This is a genomic window from Streptomyces sp. NBC_00988, assembly GCF_045162645.1.
GTDB lineage: Bacteria > Actinomycetota > Actinomycetes > Streptomycetales > Streptomycetaceae > Streptomyces.
Map to the genome: position 1 here is coordinate 11,731,233 of NZ_CP108730.1, position 17,164 is coordinate 11,748,396.

Genomic DNA, 17,164 nt, shown 5'->3' on the forward strand with positions numbered 1-17,164 from the left:
GTCAGGCCGACGTGCCCCGGGCGCGGAGCATCCGGCTCACCTCGTCCGAGCGCTCCAGGAGCGTGAGGCGGACCACCGGGACCGCCTCACGGGAAGCGTCACGGGCCCGCTCGATGTACGTCGGGTCGATGGCGTGCAGCGGGAAGAGGCGGTGCGTGTAGCTCATCGCCAGGATCATCCCGCCCTGGTGCAGCTTCGGGACCGCCTCCAGGTAGCGCTCGGCGTAGGGCGCGAGCAGCTCGTCCTGGCCGGGGCGCCAGAAGGCCGCCGCGACCAGGCCGACCGAGTTGATGGGGACCGTACGGTCCACGACCAACTGCTGCCAGACCTCCGCCTTCGTGGCCGCGTCGGGCAGGGCGGCCCGTACGGTGAGGGCGCGGAGCCAGGCGTCGGGGTCCGGGTCTCGCGCGAGCAGACGGTCGGATTCCGCCGTGACGTCGCCGCCCAGTTCCGCCTCGCGGATCAGCGCGCGCCAGTGCAGGTCCACGTCGTCACCGGCCTGTTCGCGCAGCCAGGCGAGATCGTCCGGCGTCGTCGCGGTACGGGCCAGCCCGCGCAGCGCGACCTGACGGCGGCCCGGGTCTCCGGCGAGGTCGCGACAGGCCGCCGCCACCGCCGCCGACAACTCGGCGCGCTCGGCGGGCGGCGCCCACAGTTCCGAGACGTTCGCGGCGAGGGTCAGATAGGGCTCGATCACCGCGTCGGACGTCTCGGCCGTCAGCACCGAGGTGAGGCACCGCCCGGCCTCCGCCGCCGTGGCCTCGCCGGTCGTCAGCATGTCCCACACGGTGGCCGCGGCCACGCCCCGGGAGACGGCCGTGGGCAACTGCGCCGCCGTACGGAAGAGGGCGTCCCTGGTCGTGGGGTCCGGGCGGGTCGTCGCGAACGTCAGATCGTCGTCGTTGATCAACAGGACGTCGGCGTCGGACGGGAGGCCGGTGACCGTGGTGCGGGGCTCCGTCACCTCGACCCGGACCAGCGCCCGGCGCTCCAGCGCGTCGCCGTTCCGGGCGTACGCGCCCACCGCCAGGACCTGCGGACGCGGGTCGGCGGCGGCCACCAGCGTGATCGTGTCGCCGTCGCGCTCCAGGGTGAAGCGGTCGGTGCCCGCCGTCTCCAACCAGGCGGTGCGCCAGGTGTCGAGGTCGCGGCCGCTGGCCTCGGACAGGGAGTTGATCAGGTCCTGGAGTGTGGTGTTGCCCCAGGCGTGGCGGGCGAAGTAGGCGGCCATGCCGGTCCTGAAGTGGTCCTCGCCGACGTATGTCTTGAGCTGCTGGAGGACGGACGCGCCCTTGGGGTACGTGATGTTGTCGAAGATCGACGCGGCCTGGGCGACGTCGTGGATGGGCTGGTGGATCGGGTGCGAGGCCGGACCCTGGTCGGACAGGTACGCGCTGATCTTGCCGATCATCAGATGGCTCGCCCACGCGTCCGTGTGCCGGGTGGCGCGCTCGGCCGCCCAGTGGCAGGCGAACTCCGCGAACGCCTCGTTCAGCCAGAGGTCGTCCCACCAGCGCATGGTGACGATGTTGCCGAACCACATGTGCGCCATCTCGTGCAGCAACACCCGTGCCAGCAGCCCGTGTTCGGCCGGGGTCGGCGCGGCCCGGCGAAGGAACGCGTCCGACCAGGTCACACAGCCGTAGTTCTCCATCGCCCCGCCGAACTCGGGCATGAACACCTGGTCGTAGCGGCGCTGCGGGAACGGCATCGCGAAGGCCTCGGCGTAGAAGGCGAGACCTTGGTGGGTGAGGGTGAAGATCTCGTCGGCGTCGCGTTCGAGGACCTCGGCGAGTGAACTGCGGGAGTACAGGCCCAGGTTGTGGCCGTCGACCTCGCGGCGGACCTCGTGGAAGGGGCCCGCGTTGATCACCGTGTTGTACACGGACAGGGGTGGGGTGTCCGGGAAGGTCCAGCGGCGGGCCTCGTCCAGTTCCTCGACGCGTGCGTCGCCGGAGTTGCTGGTGACGGTCCAGGCGGACGGGGCCGTGACGGTGAAGGCGTGCGGGGCCTTGAGGTCCGGTTGGTCGAAGCAGGCCCAGACGAAGCGGGCCTCGTCCGGTTCGAAGCTCATCCACACGTACACCTCGCCGTCGGCGGGGTCCGTCGCCTTGTGCACGCCCTCGCCGGCCGTGGTGTCGGCCTGCACGCTCTCCACCCGCAGCACGTTGTGCTCGGCGAGGCCGGGGAGCCGGATCCGTCCGTCCTCGGCGGGGGCGAGTCCGACCCCGTTCAATGTCGCGCTCAGCACCCGTGCCGCGCAGTCCACGAAGGTCTCCGCGCCCGGCTCGCGACACGTGAACGCCACGGTGGAGACGCAGCGGACCTCCGGCCCGTCGGGCAGTGCGGTCAGATCGACGTCCACGTCGTACCGCTCGACCGCGACCAGCGCGGCCCGGCGCTCGGCTTCGGTGCGGGTCAGGCTTCGGATCCCCATGTGTGTCCTCCCTCGGCAGACAGCGGCCGTCAGCGTACGACGTGGATCGGCGGGGAACGCAGGGGTTTTCGGGGGTGTCGGCTTCGGCCACGGTCGATCGACCGCCGTCTCGTGCGGGACGGCGGTCGATCACCTGGAACGCCACGCCGGGCGCCCGGCCCCTGACCGGGTGCCCGGCGTGTTCGAGGACGTGTCACCGCCCCCGCAACCCCGCGCTGATCACCCGCCCCGTCCGGCGCGCGGTCTCCGCGAGCCGTTCCAAGTGGTGGGCTGGGTCGGTGAGGACGCACAGGGCCGCCACGGGAGTGCCGCGCACCCCGAGCAGCGGAACTGCCGCGCAGCACACGCCTGTTACCACTTCCTCCCGGTCGAACGCGGCACCGCGCTCCCGTATCGCGTCGGCGTCCCGCGCCCAGGACGCGGGCAGCGGCCCCAGCAGGGGTGCCGGCGCGGCCGTGGCCACCAGGACCTTGCCCGCCGCGGTGAACCACGGCCAGGTCATCCGGGTCTCCAGCGGATCGGGCCGCCGGGCGTCCTCGGGACACCACTCGACCATCAGCGTCTCGCCCTTCCACAGGACGGCGATCCCCACCGTCGTACCCGTGAGCTGAGCCAGCCGCCGCATCGGTTCCCGTGCGGCGGCGCGCAGTTGGGGATGCGGCTGCCAGGCGCTCCCCAGGCGGAACATCCGCGGGCCCACCCGGTAACTCCCCCCGCACCGTTCGACCGCGCCCAGGTCCGCGAGTTGTTCCAGCAGCCGGTACGCGGTCGTCTTGGGCAGCCCGCAGTCGGCCGCCAGCCTCGTCGGCCCCGCCTCCACGGCCCGCTCCACCGCCTCCAGCAGCGCGAAGGCGCCCTCCAGAACACTCCTTCCGCCGGCGTTCCCCGTGGCGGCCGGTAAGGTCTCCGGCCGCGGTACCGGCACCCGTGTATCAGGTGCCATCACTCCCTGTGTGATCACACGTCTCGCCCCCGTTTGCCTGTTGCGCAGCCGCCAGGCGACGGCCCTGCCGTCGTGCATGGACGGGACGCGGTCGGCGCCCCGTCCCTTCCCCAGCAGATTCGCACCGGTGTGTGGCGGGAAACCTTGTCGAAGCCTTGTCGCGCCGCACACGCGTTCGTGAAGAAAAGGAGGAGGCTCTGTGTAGGTGGAGGTGGACACCATGGTGGACGTGCAGTTGCTCGGGCCGGTGGAACTGTCGGCGTTGGGGCGCGCGGTGGAGGTGGGCCCGCCCCAACGCCGCACCGTGATGGCCGCGTTGGCCGTGGACGTCGGCCGGCCCGTCGCCGTCGACGTGGTCATCGAGCGGGTCTGGGGCCCGCGCGCGCCGGACGGCGCGCGCGGCGCGGTGCACGCCCATGTCGCCCGGATACGTCGGATGTGCGAGCAGGCCCCCGAGACCGCGCGGGAACCCTTATTAGTGGTGCGCCGTTCCGGCGGATACCTGCTGGAGGCCCGCCCGGACCAGGTGGACGTGTACCGGTTCCGGCAGTTGGTCGACCAGGCGAGGGCGGCGGCGCCCGCCGAACCGGCGCGGGCGCTCCTGCTGCGCGAGGCGCTCGACCTGTGGCGCGGGGAGCCGTTGTCCGGGCTGAACGGGGAGTGGGCGGCCCGGATGCGCGAGGCCTGGCGGCGTCAGCACCAGGACGCGGCTGTCGGCTGGGCCCGCGCGGAACTGCGCCACGGTGAACCCGCGTCCCTCATCGGCCCGTTGACCGGCCTGCTCGGCGAGTACCCGCTCGCGGAACCCCTGGCCGAAGCCCTGATGCGGGCCCTGCACGAGACCGGCCGCAGCGCGGAGGCCCTGGACTGCTACGCCGCCGTCCGCAAACGGCTGGCCGAGGAACTCGGCACGGACACCGGACCGGCGCTGCGCCAGCTCCACCAGTCGATCCTGCGCGGCCACCGTTCCGCGTCGCCCCCGCGCCCCGAGCCGTCGGCGGTCATACGACAGACCGGGCCGTCGGCGGTGCTGCGACACACCGAGCTTCCCGCCCAACTCCCCATGGCTGTACGAGGGTTCACGGGCCGCGACGGGGAACTGGCCCGGCTCGCCGCGATCCTCGCCTCGGCCGAGGGAGAGTCCGCCGCCGTGGTCATCTCCGCGGTGTCGGGCATGGCGGGCGTGGGGAAGACCGCCCTCGCCGTGCACTGGGCGCGGAGGGTCGGAAGTGCGTTCCCCGACGGGCAGTTGTACGTGAACCTGCGAGGGTTCGACCCGCAGGGATCGGTGGTGCAGCCGACCGAGGCCGTACGCGGGTTCCTGGACGCGCTCGGCGTACGGCCGGAGCGGGTGCCGCCGGGATTGGAGGCCCAAGTCGGCCTGTACCGAAGCCTGTTGACGGGGCGTCGGGTGATGGTCGTACTCGACAACGCCCGCGACGAGGAGCAGGTACGCCCGCTGCTGCCGGGTGCCGTCGGCTGCATGGCGCTGGTGACCAGCCGGAACCGGCTGACCGGGCTGGCCGCGACGGAGGGCGCCCATCTGCTCGCGGTCGACCCGCTGACACCGGCCGCCGCACGGGACGTACTGGCGGAACGGCTCGGCGCGGGCCGGGTCGCGGCCGAACCGGCGGCGGTGGCGGACGTCGTCACCTGGTGCGCGGGACTGCCCCTCGCCCTGGCCGTGGTCTCGGCACGCGCCGCCGCGCAACCGCATCAGCCCCTGGGAACACTCGCGGAGGAACTCCGGGAAGCGGGCGGCCGGTTGGACGCGCTCGACGGCGGCGAGGAGTCCAGCCAGGTACGGGCGGTGTTCTCCTGGTCCTACAGCGCGCTCAGCCCCGCCGCGGCCCGGCTGTTCCGCCTGCTGGCACTGCACCCGGGACCCGACCTGGACCAGCGCGCGGCGGCCGCGCTGGCGGGAGCACCGCCCGAGCGCGTCCGTGCGCTGCTGGCCGAACTGACCGGCGGGCACCTGCTGGTTGAGCACGCGCCGGGGCGATACGCCTTCCACGACCTGCTGCGCGTGTACGCCGGGGAACTCGTGACCGCGTACGACGACGAGTGGGAACGCCGGTCGGCGGTGCACCGGATGATGGACCACTACCTGCACTCCGCGCGCGCGGCCGACGTCCTGGTGACCCCGCAGCCCAATCCGGTGGAGGTACCTCCTCCCAGGCCGGGCGCGAACGTGTCGCAGCCCGAGGACTACGGCCAGGCGCTGGCCTGGTTCGTCGCCGAGCACCCGGTGCTGCTGGAGATCGTGCGGCACCCGCAGCCCGGCTTCGACGGTCACGTGTGGCGGCTGGTCACGGTGCTGGCCACCTTCCTGGACCGGTACGGATACTGGCAGGCGTTGCTCACTGCCGCGCGCAGCGCTCTGATGGCTGCCGAACGGGAGGGCGCCCTGGCCGGCCGGGCGGGCGCGCACCGCGCTCTGGGGCTGGCCCTGGACCGGTTGAAGTGTCCGGAGCCGGCCCGGGAGCACTATCTGAGGGCACTCGAACTCTTCGCCGCGCTGGGCAGCGACGCGGGCCAGGCCCGGACCCATCAGCATCTCTCGCGGATGTCGGCAGAACAGGGCAGTTCCGAGCTCGTGCTGGAACACGCGTACCGGAGTCTGGAGCACTACCGGGCCGCGGGCGACCGGGCGGGACAGGCCGCGGCGCTGAACCACATCGGCTGGCGACAGGCGAACCTCGGCGACCATCTCCGCGCGCTGGCACACTGTGAGCAGGCCCTCGAACTCGCGCGGGCGGCCGGAGACGTGGCCGGGCAGGCCCACACCTCCGACAGCCTGGGCTACATCCACCATCAACTGGGCCGTTACCAACAGGCAGTCGACCGCTACCGGCAGGCGGCCCGGTTGTTCCGCGCCACCGGGGACCGCCACAGCGAGGCCGCCTGTCTCATCTGCCTCGGTGACAGCCACCGCGGCGCCGGCCAGTCCGACGCGGCCCACGAGGTGTGGACCCGTGCGCTCGCCCTGACCACCGAACTCGGCCTGCCTGACGACGATCCCATCCGCGCGGGGCTGCGGGAGCGTGTCGGGGACGGTCCGCCGTCGTAGCGGCTGGTGCTGCCGGCTTCTCAACTCAGGTGCACTTTGCGGCCGTTGCGTCCGGCACTGGGGCCTTGGTCCGCGGCCTCAGGCGACGGCTGAGGGCGATGCCCGCGGCCGTGCAGGCACAGGTCAGCCACCAGGTGGAGTGCCAGTCGCCGGTACGGGTGGCCAGCCACGCGGCGGCGGTGGGACCGACGAAACTGCCGGCGTTGAACAGCTGTTGGATCAGACCCATGGTGGCGGGAGCGGAACCGCCGGCCGGCGTCAGCTCACCGATCATGCGCAGCAAGGTCGCCGGTATCGCACCGCCGGTCAGCGAGAAGACCGTGACACACACGAACTGCCAAGCGGTACCTGCCGGGAGGCCGTGCCAGTCGACGGCGAACGCCAGCACGGAAGTGACGGCCATGAGGACGAACGCGGGGACGATGAGGGAGCGGGTGGGCAGGCCGCGCTTCATGAGCGCCGCGGTGGCGATCGAGCCGACGGCGTTCGCCGCACCGACCACCGCACTGAGGATGCCCGGCCAACTGCCCGTCATCCCGCCGTCACGGTAGATGGTGGGCAGGAATCCGACCACCGCCATCCACGGCAGGGTGTAGCAGGCGAAGACGAGTCCTGCCGTCCAGGGGCCCGGTGCCCGGACGGTACGGCCGATGCGCGCGAGGGCTGCCGCCGCGCCACGCACACCACCCGCGTCGTCCCGGGGAACCCTGGCCAGGACCCACGGCAACGGCAGCAGCGCGATCACGGCCATGCCCCACCACCACACCCGCCAGGGCATCTCCTGGAGGGCCAGCGCGCCGACGATGAGACCGGTGAAGGTGGAGATGCCCTGGTAGGCGCCCCAGAACCCCATCGCCGTGGTGAAGCGGGCGGGCGGAGCGGTGCGCCGGATCAGCCCCGGGCCGGTCACCGCCACCAGGATGAAACCGGCTCCCTCGACCGCCCGCGAGGCCAACAGCGGCGCGGCCGACCAGGCGAATCCACCGCCCGCCGAACCGAGGAACAGCAGGACCAGCCCCGCGCTCAGACAGCGTCGCTCACCGATCAACTCGGCCAGCAGCGAGACGGCAAGTCCCCCGAGCATCCCGGCCAGTTGGACGATCCCCAGCAGGGTCCCGGCCTGGACCAGACTCAGCGACAGGTCGTGCCGCAGGAACGGGAGCGCGGGCGGCACCTTCCACACCTGCAGCCCGGCAGCCACCCCGGCGGCGACGATGACGACCCAGGAGCGACCGGTACCGGCGGGGTGCGAACTCAAGGCCATGGCGGGCGGTCCTTCATCAGGGCGGAGGCGTGGAACGGCTCACCACCTTGACCACACGACAGGGCATTCGCGCAATACAGACTCTTCTCGCTACGACAGATGCTCAATGGTTAAGGGACCCGGTGGCAGAATGCGCACCATGACACTGATGGACCCGCTGGACGCCCGGATCGTCCTGGCCCTGGACGACGACCCGGACGCGACGATCCTCGCCCTGGCTCAGACCCTGGGCGTGGCCCGTAACACCGTTCACGCGCGGCTGCGGAGGATGGCCGCCGAGGGTGTGTTCAAACCCGTGAGTCGACGCGTCGACCCCGCCGCCCTCGGGTACGGCCTGGTGGCGTTCATGTCGCTCGCCGTGAGCCAGGCCGAGCCCGAGAGCGTGCACGAGGGACTGCTCGACCTCCCCGAAGTCATCGAGGTGCACTACACCACCGGCGACGCCGACCTCCTCGCCCATGTCGTCGCCAAGGACACCGCGGACCTGCACCGCATCACCAAGGCGATCCTCGCCATCGACGGAGTCGACCGGACCAGCACCGCCATCTCCTTGGCCGAGGTCATCCCGTACCGGCCCCGGGCCCTCCTGTACCGCCTGGCGAAAGGGCGAACCACCTAGAGGTCCAGCTCCAGCACCGAGGAGTCGCAGCGGCTCACGCAGATCATCATCGTGGTGGCGGTGGGGCGTTCGGACGGCTCGATCACCGTGTCGCGGTGGTCCGGGACCCCGGCCGTGACCGGAGTCTCGCAGGTACCGCAGTAACCCTCCTCGCAGGAGTACGGCACGTCCGGGAGCTTCTCCCGGACGACGTCCAGCACGGAACGGTCGGCGGGCACGGTCAGCCGCAGGCCCGAACGGCTGAGTACCACCTCGAACTCCCCGCTCGCGGCGTCGAGTTGGTCCGGGATCGCGTCGGCGGGCGCGGCCGCGGTGAAGCGCTCCAGGTGCAGTGACCGCGCCGGGGCAGCCGTACGGCACAAGGTCGTCACCGCGTCGAGCATCGGTTGGGGGCCGCAGGCGTAGACGGCGTGCGTGGGCGGGGTGGCGGCGAGTTCGGCCGCCAGGTCCGGTAGGCCCGCCTCGTCCTGTGGCAAGAGCAGCACGCGGTCGCCGCCCAGCGCCGCCAACTCCTCGGCGTACACGAGCCGGGACCGGTCGCGGGCGCCGAGGATCAGTCGCCAGGGCAGGCCGCGGGCGGTGAGTTCGCGGGCCATCGGCAGCAGCGGGGTGACACCGATGCCGCCGGCCAGCAGCAGATAGCCCGGCGCGGGCACCAACGGGAAACGGTTGACCGGTCCGCGTACTTCCAACTCCCGGCCCACCAAGGCGGTTTCGTGGATCTCCCGGGAGCCGCCACGCCCCTCGGGCACGCGGTGCACGGCGACCGTCCAGGCCTCGGTGTCGGCCATGTCCCCGCACAGCGAGTAGGCCCGCCGCAACCCCGAGGGCAGGGTCAACTCCACATGCGCGCCCGGCTCCCAGGCCGGCAGGGTGCCGCCGGTGGGCCGGGTCAGACGGAGTTCCAGCACCTCGTGGGCGATCCAGCGTGCCTGTCGGACCAGGAGCCGTTCGGTCGTCGCGCAGGGGGTGCCAGGGTCAGAAGACACGGAAGTACTCCCGCTGTTCCCAGTCGGTCACCTCTTGGCTGAAGCGATTGATCTCGGCTCGCTTGATGCTCGTGTAGTAGGCGACGAAGTCCTTGCCGAGCCGGTCGGCGAGCATGCGGTCGGACTCCAGTGCGTCGAGGGCCTCGCCCAGTGAGCGGGGGAGTGGTTCGGCGCGTGCCGCGTAGGGCTCGTCGGCGGCCGGTCCGGGTTCCAGGCCGCCCGCCACGCCCTCCAGTCCGGCGGCGAGCTGGGAGGCGAGATAGAGGTAGGGATTGGCGGCCGGCTCGCCGATCCGGTTCTCCAGACGGGTGGATGACGGTCCGTCACCCAGAACCCGAACCATCGCCCCGCGGTTGTCGCGCCCCCACACCGCACGGTCCGGTGCCAACGACAGCGAGCGAAAACGCTTGAAACCATTGAGAGTCGGCGTCGAGAACGCACTCGTGGCCCGCGCGTGCCGCAGCAGCCCACCGAGAAACGCCGTCCCGTACGGCGACAACGGCGGCCCGGACGCGGTGAGTTCGCCGCCCTCCGGCGCGAAGACACCCACGCCGTCCCGCACCATGCTCTGGTGCAGATGCCAGCCGCTGGAGAACACGCCGGGCAGATGGGGGCGGCACATGAAGGTGGCGTGGTGGCCGTGGCGGGCGGCGACCTGCTTCACCGCACTGCGCAGCAGCACCATCGCGTCGGCCGTGCCCAGGCCGTCGGCGGGCTGGAGCGTCAACTCGACCTGGCTCGGGCCGAATTCCACCTCCAGGCTGCGCAACGGGAGGCCCAGGCCCTCGATGTTGGAGCGCAGGACGTCCAGGATGGGGTCGAGTTCGTCGTAGCGCAGCTCGCTGAGGTACTGGTAGCCGTGGTTGAGCATGCCGACCTCGGGCGCGGCGCCGGGCTGGCCCTGGTCGCCCGGCCCCAGACGGGGATCGTCGAGCCGGAAGAGGTGGAACTCCACCTCAAGACCGGTGCGGTAGGTCAGTCCGTCGGCCTGGTCGAGGACCGAGCGCAGCAGCCCGCGTGTGCACAGCGGGACCGGTGCGCCGGTGGTGAAGCGCAGGTCGCACAGCAGCCAGCCCGTGCCAGGCGACCACGGCAGCATCCGGAAGGTCAGCGGGTCCGGCACCATCACCATGTCGGCGGCGCCGCGCAGTTCGGGCAGCCCGAGTGGCGTCTCCTTGGTGAACAGCGGGAACACGGTCCGCCCCGAGGTGTCCTTGGCGAGCAGGGACGAGGCGATGCCGGTGCCGTCGCGCAGCACGTTGGGGAGTTCGCCCATCGTGACGGTCTTGCCGCGCAGCAGACCGTGCTGGTCGGCGAAGACCAGCCGTACCACCGTCATCCCGCCGCTCTCGGCGCGCTCGCCTATCTCCCGTGCGGCGGCGGCCTGTTCGGCGTTCCACAGGCCGTGCCGTTCGATGAATCCCACGCGGCTCAGCCGTCCGTTCCCAGCGGCTGCGCCCAACTGCTGTCGGCGCGCTGCTTGTCGGTGACGGCCGTCCAGTGCTCCAGCCAGCCGTCGGTGGGGCCGATCCCGTCCAGGGCCACCGGTCCGTGCAGTTGTCCGGCCTCCTCGGCGGGCAGCACCAGCGGCGGGTCCTCGCCGCGCTCGACGGCGGTGATGGCCTCGCCGAGCATTCGCCGGTACATCACGATGGCCTTGTCGGAGCGGCCCAGATGCTCACGGGTACGGTCCTGAACGGATCCCTGGCCCTCAACCGCCCACTGGTCGTGCACGTTGATGTCGAAGCCGAGCCCGGTGTACGTCGTCGTCCGCTGTTCCTGCGGGTCGTAGCCGTAGCCGTTCGCGCGGCCGAAGCGCGGCCGGTAGTCGGGCAGGGTGACCGCGCCGACCCGCTGCCGGCGCATCTCGTCCTGGTCCACCGGGCCGCCGACGCTGGTGAACAGGGCATACCAGTAACTGGAGTTGTCGTCGATCGGCACATGCCACTGGGTGATCGCCGTCTCCGTGTCGAGCGGGATGTGGAAGGCGTGCGGGAACACCTGGTGGGTGATGCGGACATGGGTACGGCTGCCGTCCATCGGCAGGCCCTGGGTGTCCGTGCCGTCGAGCGTGCGCCGGGCGGTGAGGCGGATGCCGTACGGGGTGCGGGCCGCGTCGATGTCGGGGCGGCCGTACTCGCGCAGGATCTTCGTCATCGGGAGGTCGGTGCCCTGGGAGGCGGCTCGGAACTGTTTTCCGTAGCTGTCGGCGGGGTCCTCGTCCTGGAAGAAGCGGTGGAGGTAGGAGGCGTGGGCGGGGTCGATGCCGACCTCCAGGGCCTGGAGCCAGTTGCACTCCAGCAGGCCCTTCCAGGCGAAGGCGTGGTCGGCGGGCGCCTGGAAGCAGTCCAGGGCGGGGAGTTGGGGAGGTTCGCCGGGGCCGAGGTAGCCCCAGACGATCCCGTTGATCTCGCGAACCGGGTAACTGCCCAGCCGCACCCGCGACTTGAGCGGACTGTCGACCGGCTCGGCAGGCGTGTCGAGACAGGAGCCGTCACGGGCGAACAGCCAGCCGTGGAAGCAGCAGCGCAGTCCGCTGCCCTCCAGCCGGCCGAGCGCCAGGTCGGCGCCCCTGTGTGGGCAGCCCCGGTCGACGAGGCCGAGTTCGCCGTGCTCGTCGCGGAACAGGACCAGGTCCTGGCCCATCACCTTGGGCGCCACCAGCGGCCGTGCACCGTCGAGTTCCTCGCTGAGGGCGATCGGCTGCCAGTAGCGGCGCATCCACTCACCGGCCGGGGTACCGGGCCCGGTCCGGGTGAGCCGTGTGTTCTCTTCCTCGCGCATGGGACGCCTTTCGGGGGAGGGGAGGCGCGGTCAGCCGCAGCAGTGGTCCGGTGCCGTGGGGCTCGGCGTGTGGCAGGAGTTGGGGGCGGGCACGTCCAGGGCCGGGTTGCGGTCGAAGAAGCCGTCGGGCTCCAGCCGCAGCCGCGCCTTGGCCACCGGCATCACCGGCCACTCCTCGGGGCGCGGGAAATGGTGCGAGCCGACCGTGGCCCAGAGCACGAGGTTGGTGCCGTCCAACGACCGGTTCTCCTCCTGCCACTTGTGGACACCGTCCGCGCCGGGCTCGGCCTGGTTGGGGTATTCGCCGCCGACGAACCGCCGGTCCGCGTCGTAGGCCGTGGCCCACAACTGCCGTCCCACGAACGGGGCTCGGCGGGCGCAGACACTGTCCTCGCGCACCGGCAGCACCGCCGTGTTCTCCAAGTGCACGCGGTACGCGGTCGGTTCGCCCATCCGGTTGCGGGATTCGGTGCTCTCCACCCGCCAGTGCAGCCCGCGGGACGGATCGGTGCGCCGGGCGCCCTCCGCCTCGCTCAGGATCGGCCGCAGCACGGTCCGGGCCGCGTTGCCGTACGGATCGAGAACCGGGTCGGGCTCGTGCTCGGCGGTGACCTCCACCAGCCGGTTGGGATCGCCGTCCACCGCCATGTCAAGGCGGACGCTGAAGAAGTGCTGGTGGTTGGTGACCGCGACGTTCGGCGCGACCCGGCGCGCGTACGGCGTCGCCTCGTCCTCCTCGACGCCGGTGGCGGAGAGGATGCCGGTCATCTTGATCTCCAGCATCACCGAACCGTCCTGGTACAGCGACCAGTAGAAGCCGTAGTCGTAGTTCGCGACGGTGGCGAAAGCCGAGATGATCAGCCGCCGCGAACGGCGCACCTCCGTACGGCCCGTGCGCCCGTCATGGTGCTTCCACAGAATCCCGTCGTCCTCCTCGTGCACGCACACGGCGTTGGGGATGAGCCGGGGGACACCGTCGCCGCCGAGCACCGCCGCGTCGAAGTACTGGATGACGCCGAGGCAATCGCAGCCCAGGGCAAGGGAGTTGGTGAGCGGGCCCGCGCCGTACTCGCCCCAGTCGAAGAAGTTCTTGCGGTACTGGGTGGAGGCGGTGTCGAAGTACGGGACGTACATCTCGTTGACGGCCGCACGCCGGATCACCTGCCGAGGAGCCTTCCCGGCCGCGGCGAAGGCGAGGTCGTGCAGCACGAGCCCCTCGCGATGACTGAAGCCGACCCGGACCGACCACCCTTGCCAGTCGATCCGCTGGCCGGTGACGGTGAAACTCGGCCCCTCGGGCTGGACGACCTCCAGCGGCTTCAGCCCCGGTCGTTCGTCCACCGTCCCGGCCGCGAACACGCCCGACTCCTCCGACAGCGGCACCACCCCGTGATCCTCGATGTGCAGGATCTCCATGGTCTCCATGTCGATGATCGGCACGACTCCCTGCACCGGGCGGGCATAGCCGTTGTCGTCCTCGGAGGTCCTGTGCCAGACACTGCCCCAGGTCAGCCGGCGGCCCGCGTACTCGGGCGGCTCGAATCCGCCGATCGACTCCGGGTCCACCATCACCAACGACACGTCGTGGATCCCGCGCAGCGCCAGCGCCTCCCGGAAACGCGGGTCCGCTCGGCAGGCCGCCGCTGCCTGCCGCGCCTCCTCGGAGGAGCAGCCCGGACTGCGTACGTCCAACTCCCGCCAGGCGGTGGTCTGCGGCTTGTCACCGAGTTCGAGATCGACCTCGAAGGCGTGGCGCGCGGAGGTGGAGAACACGACCGCGCGGGCCCGCCGGGTGTCCCCGGGTGCGGCATGCCGGGCGTGGTCCTCGTCCAGCGCCACACCCCAGAAGCGCGCGTCGTCGGGGACCCGGGTGTCCGCTCTCAACACGCTTACGGCGGTGGCCAGTTCGGTGACGGTAAGGGGGTCCAGCGGATGGGGTGCGTCGGCCGGTACTGGTTCGGGGGCGAGAGTGCTCACGGAGTGCTTCCTTCCAAGACGATGCCGCCGTCGGCGCGGGGATCGGAGGCGCCGTCCAACTGGCCGGTGGCGGACAGTCGTACGGCCTGGGTGTGACCGGCCAGATCGGTACGGCCCGGCGCCACGACGACCGGAACCGCCGCTGGGAACGCGCCCGCCGGGACGGAGCCGGGCTCGGCCAGCAGGGTCGGCGCCTCGTAGCCGATGTCGCGGGCGCCGACCACCCACCGGGGCCGGTCGAGGACGGCGACCGGATCGGCGGATGGGTCCATCAGGTCGGGCACTGTCTGGGCGAGGATCTGCGGCTGCGCCCGGCCGCCCTGGCAACCGGCCGAGAGCAGCAGCTCGGCGGACCGGCCGAGCACCGGGCAGAGGGTGTGCGGGGGCCGCAGCCCCGGTCCGATCAGAGCCGGATGGCCGGGCAGCAGGCTGAACGCCGAGCCGCGATTGTGCAGCACGATGCCCGTCTCCGGTTCGCAGATGCCGGAGCCGAAGGTCTGGTAGACGCTCTGGATCAGGGAGACGGCCAGCCCGGAGGCGTCCACGGCGGTGATCGCGACGGTGTCCCCGGCGGGCCGGAAGGACGGCTCGGGCGGGCGCGCACCGGCGAGTGGAGCCGGGCGGAGCAGTCCGTCCAGGTCGATGGGCGAGGGGCCGAGCGGGTCACCCAGCAGCAAGTCCCGTGCTGCCGAGGCATCTTGGCAGCGGGCGGCCAGCACGCCGGTACGCTCCGGCTCGGACAGCTTCGCCGCCGACGCGGCGGTCTCCAGTACGGCCAGGAGACTCGCCCCCTGGCTCGGCGGCGGCGCGGTCCACCAGCGAGTTCCGGCCACGTCCAGCGTCAACGGCTCGACGCTCTCCGCCTGATGGGCCGCGAGATCGCTCGCGGTGAGTGAACTCCCGGCCCGGTGCAGGCCGTTCGCCAGTGTCTCGGCGACCGTGCCCCGGTAAAAGGACGACGGATCGTCGGCGAGGGTCCGTAGTACGGCGGCCAGTTGGGGTTGGGGGAGCGGGTCGGCCTCGTCGAGCGGTGTGCCGTCGGAGCCGGTCAGCAGTGCGGTGAGCCCGGGGTCCGCGCCGATCTGCGGGGCCCGCTCACGGATGGCGCGCGCCAGACCGGCCGACACGGTGGCCCCGCCCTCGGCCAGCTCGGCGGCGTCCCGCAGCGCCTCGGCCAGGGCACCTGGCGTGCCGTGGGCGTCGGCGAGCGCGGCCCAGCCCGCCACCACACCAGGCACGGTCACCGTCTGCGGCCCCTGCGCGGGCATCCGCCGGTCGGCGGCGCGCAGCGCTTCCACGTCTACGGCCTCTGCTGCCGCCCCCGCCGAGATCACCGCGCGCACCGAGCCACCCGGGGCGTGCACGAGCGCGATCAAGTCGCCGCCCAGGGAGCACTGATGGGGGTAGACGACGGTGAGGGCGGCGGCCGCCGCCAGCGCCCCGTCCACGGCGTTGCCGCCTCGCTCGGCCGCGCGGCGGGCCGCCGTCAGCGCCGCCGGGTGCGGTGCGGCCAGGATCAGCGGGGAGGCGGCTGTCACGCCGCGTCCCTCGGGAGGAGCACAGTACGGGAGGGGGCGGCTTCGGCGCCCTGGAGGGGCAGGGGGAGGGAGAGCATGTCGTAGACCCCGGCGGGTGCGTACAGAAGATCTACGACCTCCAGGATCAACACCTCGGCGGCGCACAGGAGTTGGTGGGTCTCCCAGTGGGTGGTGTAGGCGACGGCCTCGATGCTCAGGTAGTCGATGCCCGCGGTGCGCACCCCGGCCTCGATGAGCCGTTCCGCCCCGTCGGGGGCCAGTCCGACCCACTCCCGGGCCTTCCACGGGCTGCGCAGCACGCCCTCGGAGTTGCTGGTGCGCAGCAGCACCCGTTCCTCGGTGCCGAGGCCGGCCGCGTCGAGGTCGGCGGCGGTGATCTGCTCTTTCACGTGGGTGAGGTCCAGCACCCGCGCGGTTCCGTTCAGGGCGGTCAGGTCGAGCCGGTCGACCGTCTTGCCGCCGTCGATGAAGTGGGCCGGAGCGTCGATGTGGGTGCCGGTGTGGGCGCCGATGCGCCAACGGCTGACGTTGGAGGGATCGCCGGCGGTACGCGACTCGACGATCTCCACCTCGGGGCGGCGGCCCCAGTGGAGCATGCCGGGATGGATGGGAACGGACACGTCGATCGCCTTGGCGAAGTCCAGATTCATGCGGCCCTCCTATTGGATGCGGATATCATGGAAGTGGATCCAAAAATGAGCGGCTGTGGACGCCCCCGGCCGCGTGGGAAACTGCTCCACCACCGCGCAGCCCCCAACCGCCCCCGAGAAGGGTTTGACCGACTCCGATGACGCCTGAGACTGACGAGAGTCCCCTCGTCGACGACATCGCGGCCCGCATCCGCGCGCGGATCATGAACGGCGAGCTGGCGATCGGCAAACCGCTGCGCCAGGCGGCGCTGGCCACCGAGTTCGGGGTCAGCCGCACACCGGTGCGCGAGGCGCTGCGCCAACTGCAGAACGGCGGGCTGATCGAGATGCAGCCGAACCGTGGTGCGGTGGTGCGGGTGCCCGCCCCCTGGGAGGTGCGCCAGGCCTACGAGGTGCGTGCCGAGCTGGAGGGAATGGCCGCCCGGCGCGCCGCTTCCCGCATCACGGAACGTGGGCTCGCCGCGCTGCGCGAGCACAACGCGGTTCTCTGCGAGGCGGTGGTGCGGGCCGCCGGTGAGGGGACGCGGGGCGGGAGTACGGAGGGTGCGCATGCGGAGCGCGGGAGTACGGCGGGTGGGAGCACCGCGACGACCGCCGCCAACGACTGTTTCCACACGGTCATCTGCGAAGCGGCCGACAATCCCTGGCTGACCCGGATGATCGACCGGATCAACGAGAGCTTCCCGCGCAACGTCTCCTCGCTCGCCCTCGCCGGCGACGAACGCCACCGGCAGCTGAACATCCGTCAGCACGAGGCGGTGATCGACGCGTTGGCCGCGCACGACGCCGACCGTGCCGACGCGTTGATGCGCGAGCACGTCATCAGTTCCGGCGAGCATCTGACGGCCTGGTACGAGCGCCGATCCCAGACGGTCTTCCACGGCTGAGCGGCG

At 71.9% G+C, this 17,164-nt stretch carries 12 protein-coding genes; 3 read left to right on the top strand and 9 right to left on the bottom strand.

What is annotated here, in order from left to right:
• Nucleotide 1: 1 nt before the first annotated feature.
• Both pepN and OG496_RS52825 read right to left on the bottom strand, forming a co-directional pair.
• Complete coding sequence (pepN, locus tag OG496_RS52820) at nt 2–2,437, bottom strand: aminopeptidase N (protein ID WP_405976134.1); 2,436 nt, start codon at nt 2,435–2,437, stop codon at nt 2–4.
• A gap of 193 nt (nt 2,438–2,630) precedes the next feature.
• The gene (locus OG496_RS52825; protein ID WP_366495864.1) at nt 2,631–3,380 is read right to left on the bottom strand and encodes a helix-turn-helix domain-containing protein; all 750 of its coding nucleotides are present in this window, start codon (nt 3,378–3,380) and stop codon (nt 2,631–2,633) included.
• Between the two features lie 205 nt (nt 3,381–3,585).
• Between OG496_RS52825 and OG496_RS52830 the strand changes: the two genes are divergently transcribed.
• The gene (locus OG496_RS52830) at nt 3,586–6,450 is read left to right on the top strand and encodes an AfsR/SARP family transcriptional regulator (protein WP_405976135.1); all 2,865 of its coding nucleotides are present in this window, start codon (nt 3,586–3,588) and stop codon (nt 6,448–6,450) included.
• Nucleotides 6,451–6,475: 25 nt separating this feature from the next.
• On the opposite strand, the gene OG496_RS52835 is transcribed toward OG496_RS52830, so the two are convergent.
• Nucleotides 6,476–7,714, bottom strand: a complete 1,239-nt coding sequence (locus OG496_RS52835; RefSeq protein WP_405976136.1) for a CynX/NimT family MFS transporter — start codon at nt 7,712–7,714, stop codon at nt 6,476–6,478.
• Nucleotides 7,715–7,853: 139 nt separating this feature from the next.
• Here OG496_RS52835 and OG496_RS52840 point away from each other — a divergent pair, with 139 nt between their 5' ends.
• Nucleotides 7,854–8,333 carry an Lrp/AsnC family transcriptional regulator gene (locus OG496_RS52840; protein ID WP_405976137.1) on the top strand — a complete coding sequence of 160 codons (480 nt, stop codon included), beginning with the start codon at nt 7,854–7,856 and terminating at the stop codon, nt 8,331–8,333.
• Here the strand turns inward: OG496_RS52840 and OG496_RS52845 are convergent.
• The 6 genes from OG496_RS52845 to OG496_RS52870 are packed head-to-tail and all read right to left on the bottom strand — an operon-like array spanning nt 8,330 to nt 16,271.
• On the bottom strand, nt 8,330–9,322 hold the full coding sequence (locus tag OG496_RS52845; protein WP_405976138.1) for a PDR/VanB family oxidoreductase: 993 nt from the start codon (nt 9,320–9,322) through the stop codon (nt 8,330–8,332). The two genes, OG496_RS52840 and OG496_RS52845, sit on opposite strands and share 4 nt — an antisense overlap.
• Nucleotides 9,312–10,748, bottom strand: a complete 1,437-nt coding sequence (locus tag OG496_RS52850) for a glutamine synthetase family protein (protein ID WP_405976139.1) — start codon at nt 10,746–10,748, stop codon at nt 9,312–9,314. Before OG496_RS52850 ends, OG496_RS52845 begins: the two co-directional genes overlap by 11 nt.
• A gap of 5 nt (nt 10,749–10,753) precedes the next feature.
• Nucleotides 10,754–12,106 (bottom strand): Rieske 2Fe-2S domain-containing protein, encoded by a 1,353-nt coding sequence (locus OG496_RS52855; RefSeq protein WP_405976140.1) that lies wholly within the window; start codon nt 12,104–12,106, stop codon nt 10,754–10,756.
• Between the two features lie 30 nt (nt 12,107–12,136).
• Nucleotides 12,137–14,083, bottom strand: coding sequence for a primary-amine oxidase (locus OG496_RS52860; RefSeq protein WP_405976141.1), 1,947 nt, complete (start codon nt 14,081–14,083; stop codon nt 12,137–12,139).
• On the bottom strand, nt 14,080–15,621 hold the full coding sequence (locus OG496_RS52865) for a gamma-glutamyltransferase (RefSeq protein WP_405976142.1): 1,542 nt from the start codon (nt 15,619–15,621) through the stop codon (nt 14,080–14,082). The genes OG496_RS52860 and OG496_RS52865 overlap by 4 nt, the downstream gene beginning before the upstream one ends.
• Complete coding sequence (locus OG496_RS52870; RefSeq protein WP_405976143.1) at nt 15,618–16,271, bottom strand: cyclase family protein; 654 nt, start codon at nt 16,269–16,271, stop codon at nt 15,618–15,620. The genes OG496_RS52865 and OG496_RS52870 overlap by 4 nt, the downstream gene beginning before the upstream one ends.
• Nucleotides 16,272–16,408: 137 nt before the next feature.
• On the opposite strand from OG496_RS52870, the gene OG496_RS52875 reads away from it, so the two are divergent.
• Nucleotides 16,409–17,158, top strand: a complete 750-nt coding sequence (locus OG496_RS52875) for a GntR family transcriptional regulator (RefSeq protein ID WP_366495854.1) — start codon at nt 16,409–16,411, stop codon at nt 17,156–17,158.
• The last annotated feature ends 6 nt before the right edge of the window (nt 17,159–17,164 follow it).

Coding starts and splice junctions, on each gene's coding strand:
- pepN (WP_405976134.1), bottom strand. CDS start 2,437: ATGGGGATCCGAAGCCTGACCCGCACCGAAGCCGAGCGCCGGGCCGCG.
- OG496_RS52825 (WP_366495864.1), bottom strand. CDS start 3,380: ATGGCACCTGATACACGGGTGCCGGTACCGCGGCCGGAGACCTTACCG.
- OG496_RS52835 (WP_405976136.1), bottom strand. CDS start 7,714: ATGGCCTTGAGTTCGCACCCCGCCGGTACCGGTCGCTCCTGGGTCGTC.
- OG496_RS52840 (WP_405976137.1), top strand. CDS start 7,854: ATGACACTGATGGACCCGCTGGACGCCCGGATCGTCCTGGCCCTGGAC.
- OG496_RS52855 (WP_405976140.1), bottom strand. CDS start 12,106: ATGCGCGAGGAAGAGAACACACGGCTCACCCGGACCGGGCCCGGTACC.
- OG496_RS52870 (WP_405976143.1), bottom strand. CDS start 16,271: ATGAATCTGGACTTCGCCAAGGCGATCGACGTGTCCGTTCCCATCCAT.
- OG496_RS52875 (WP_366495854.1), top strand. CDS start 16,409: ATGACGCCTGAGACTGACGAGAGTCCCCTCGTCGACGACATCGCGGCC.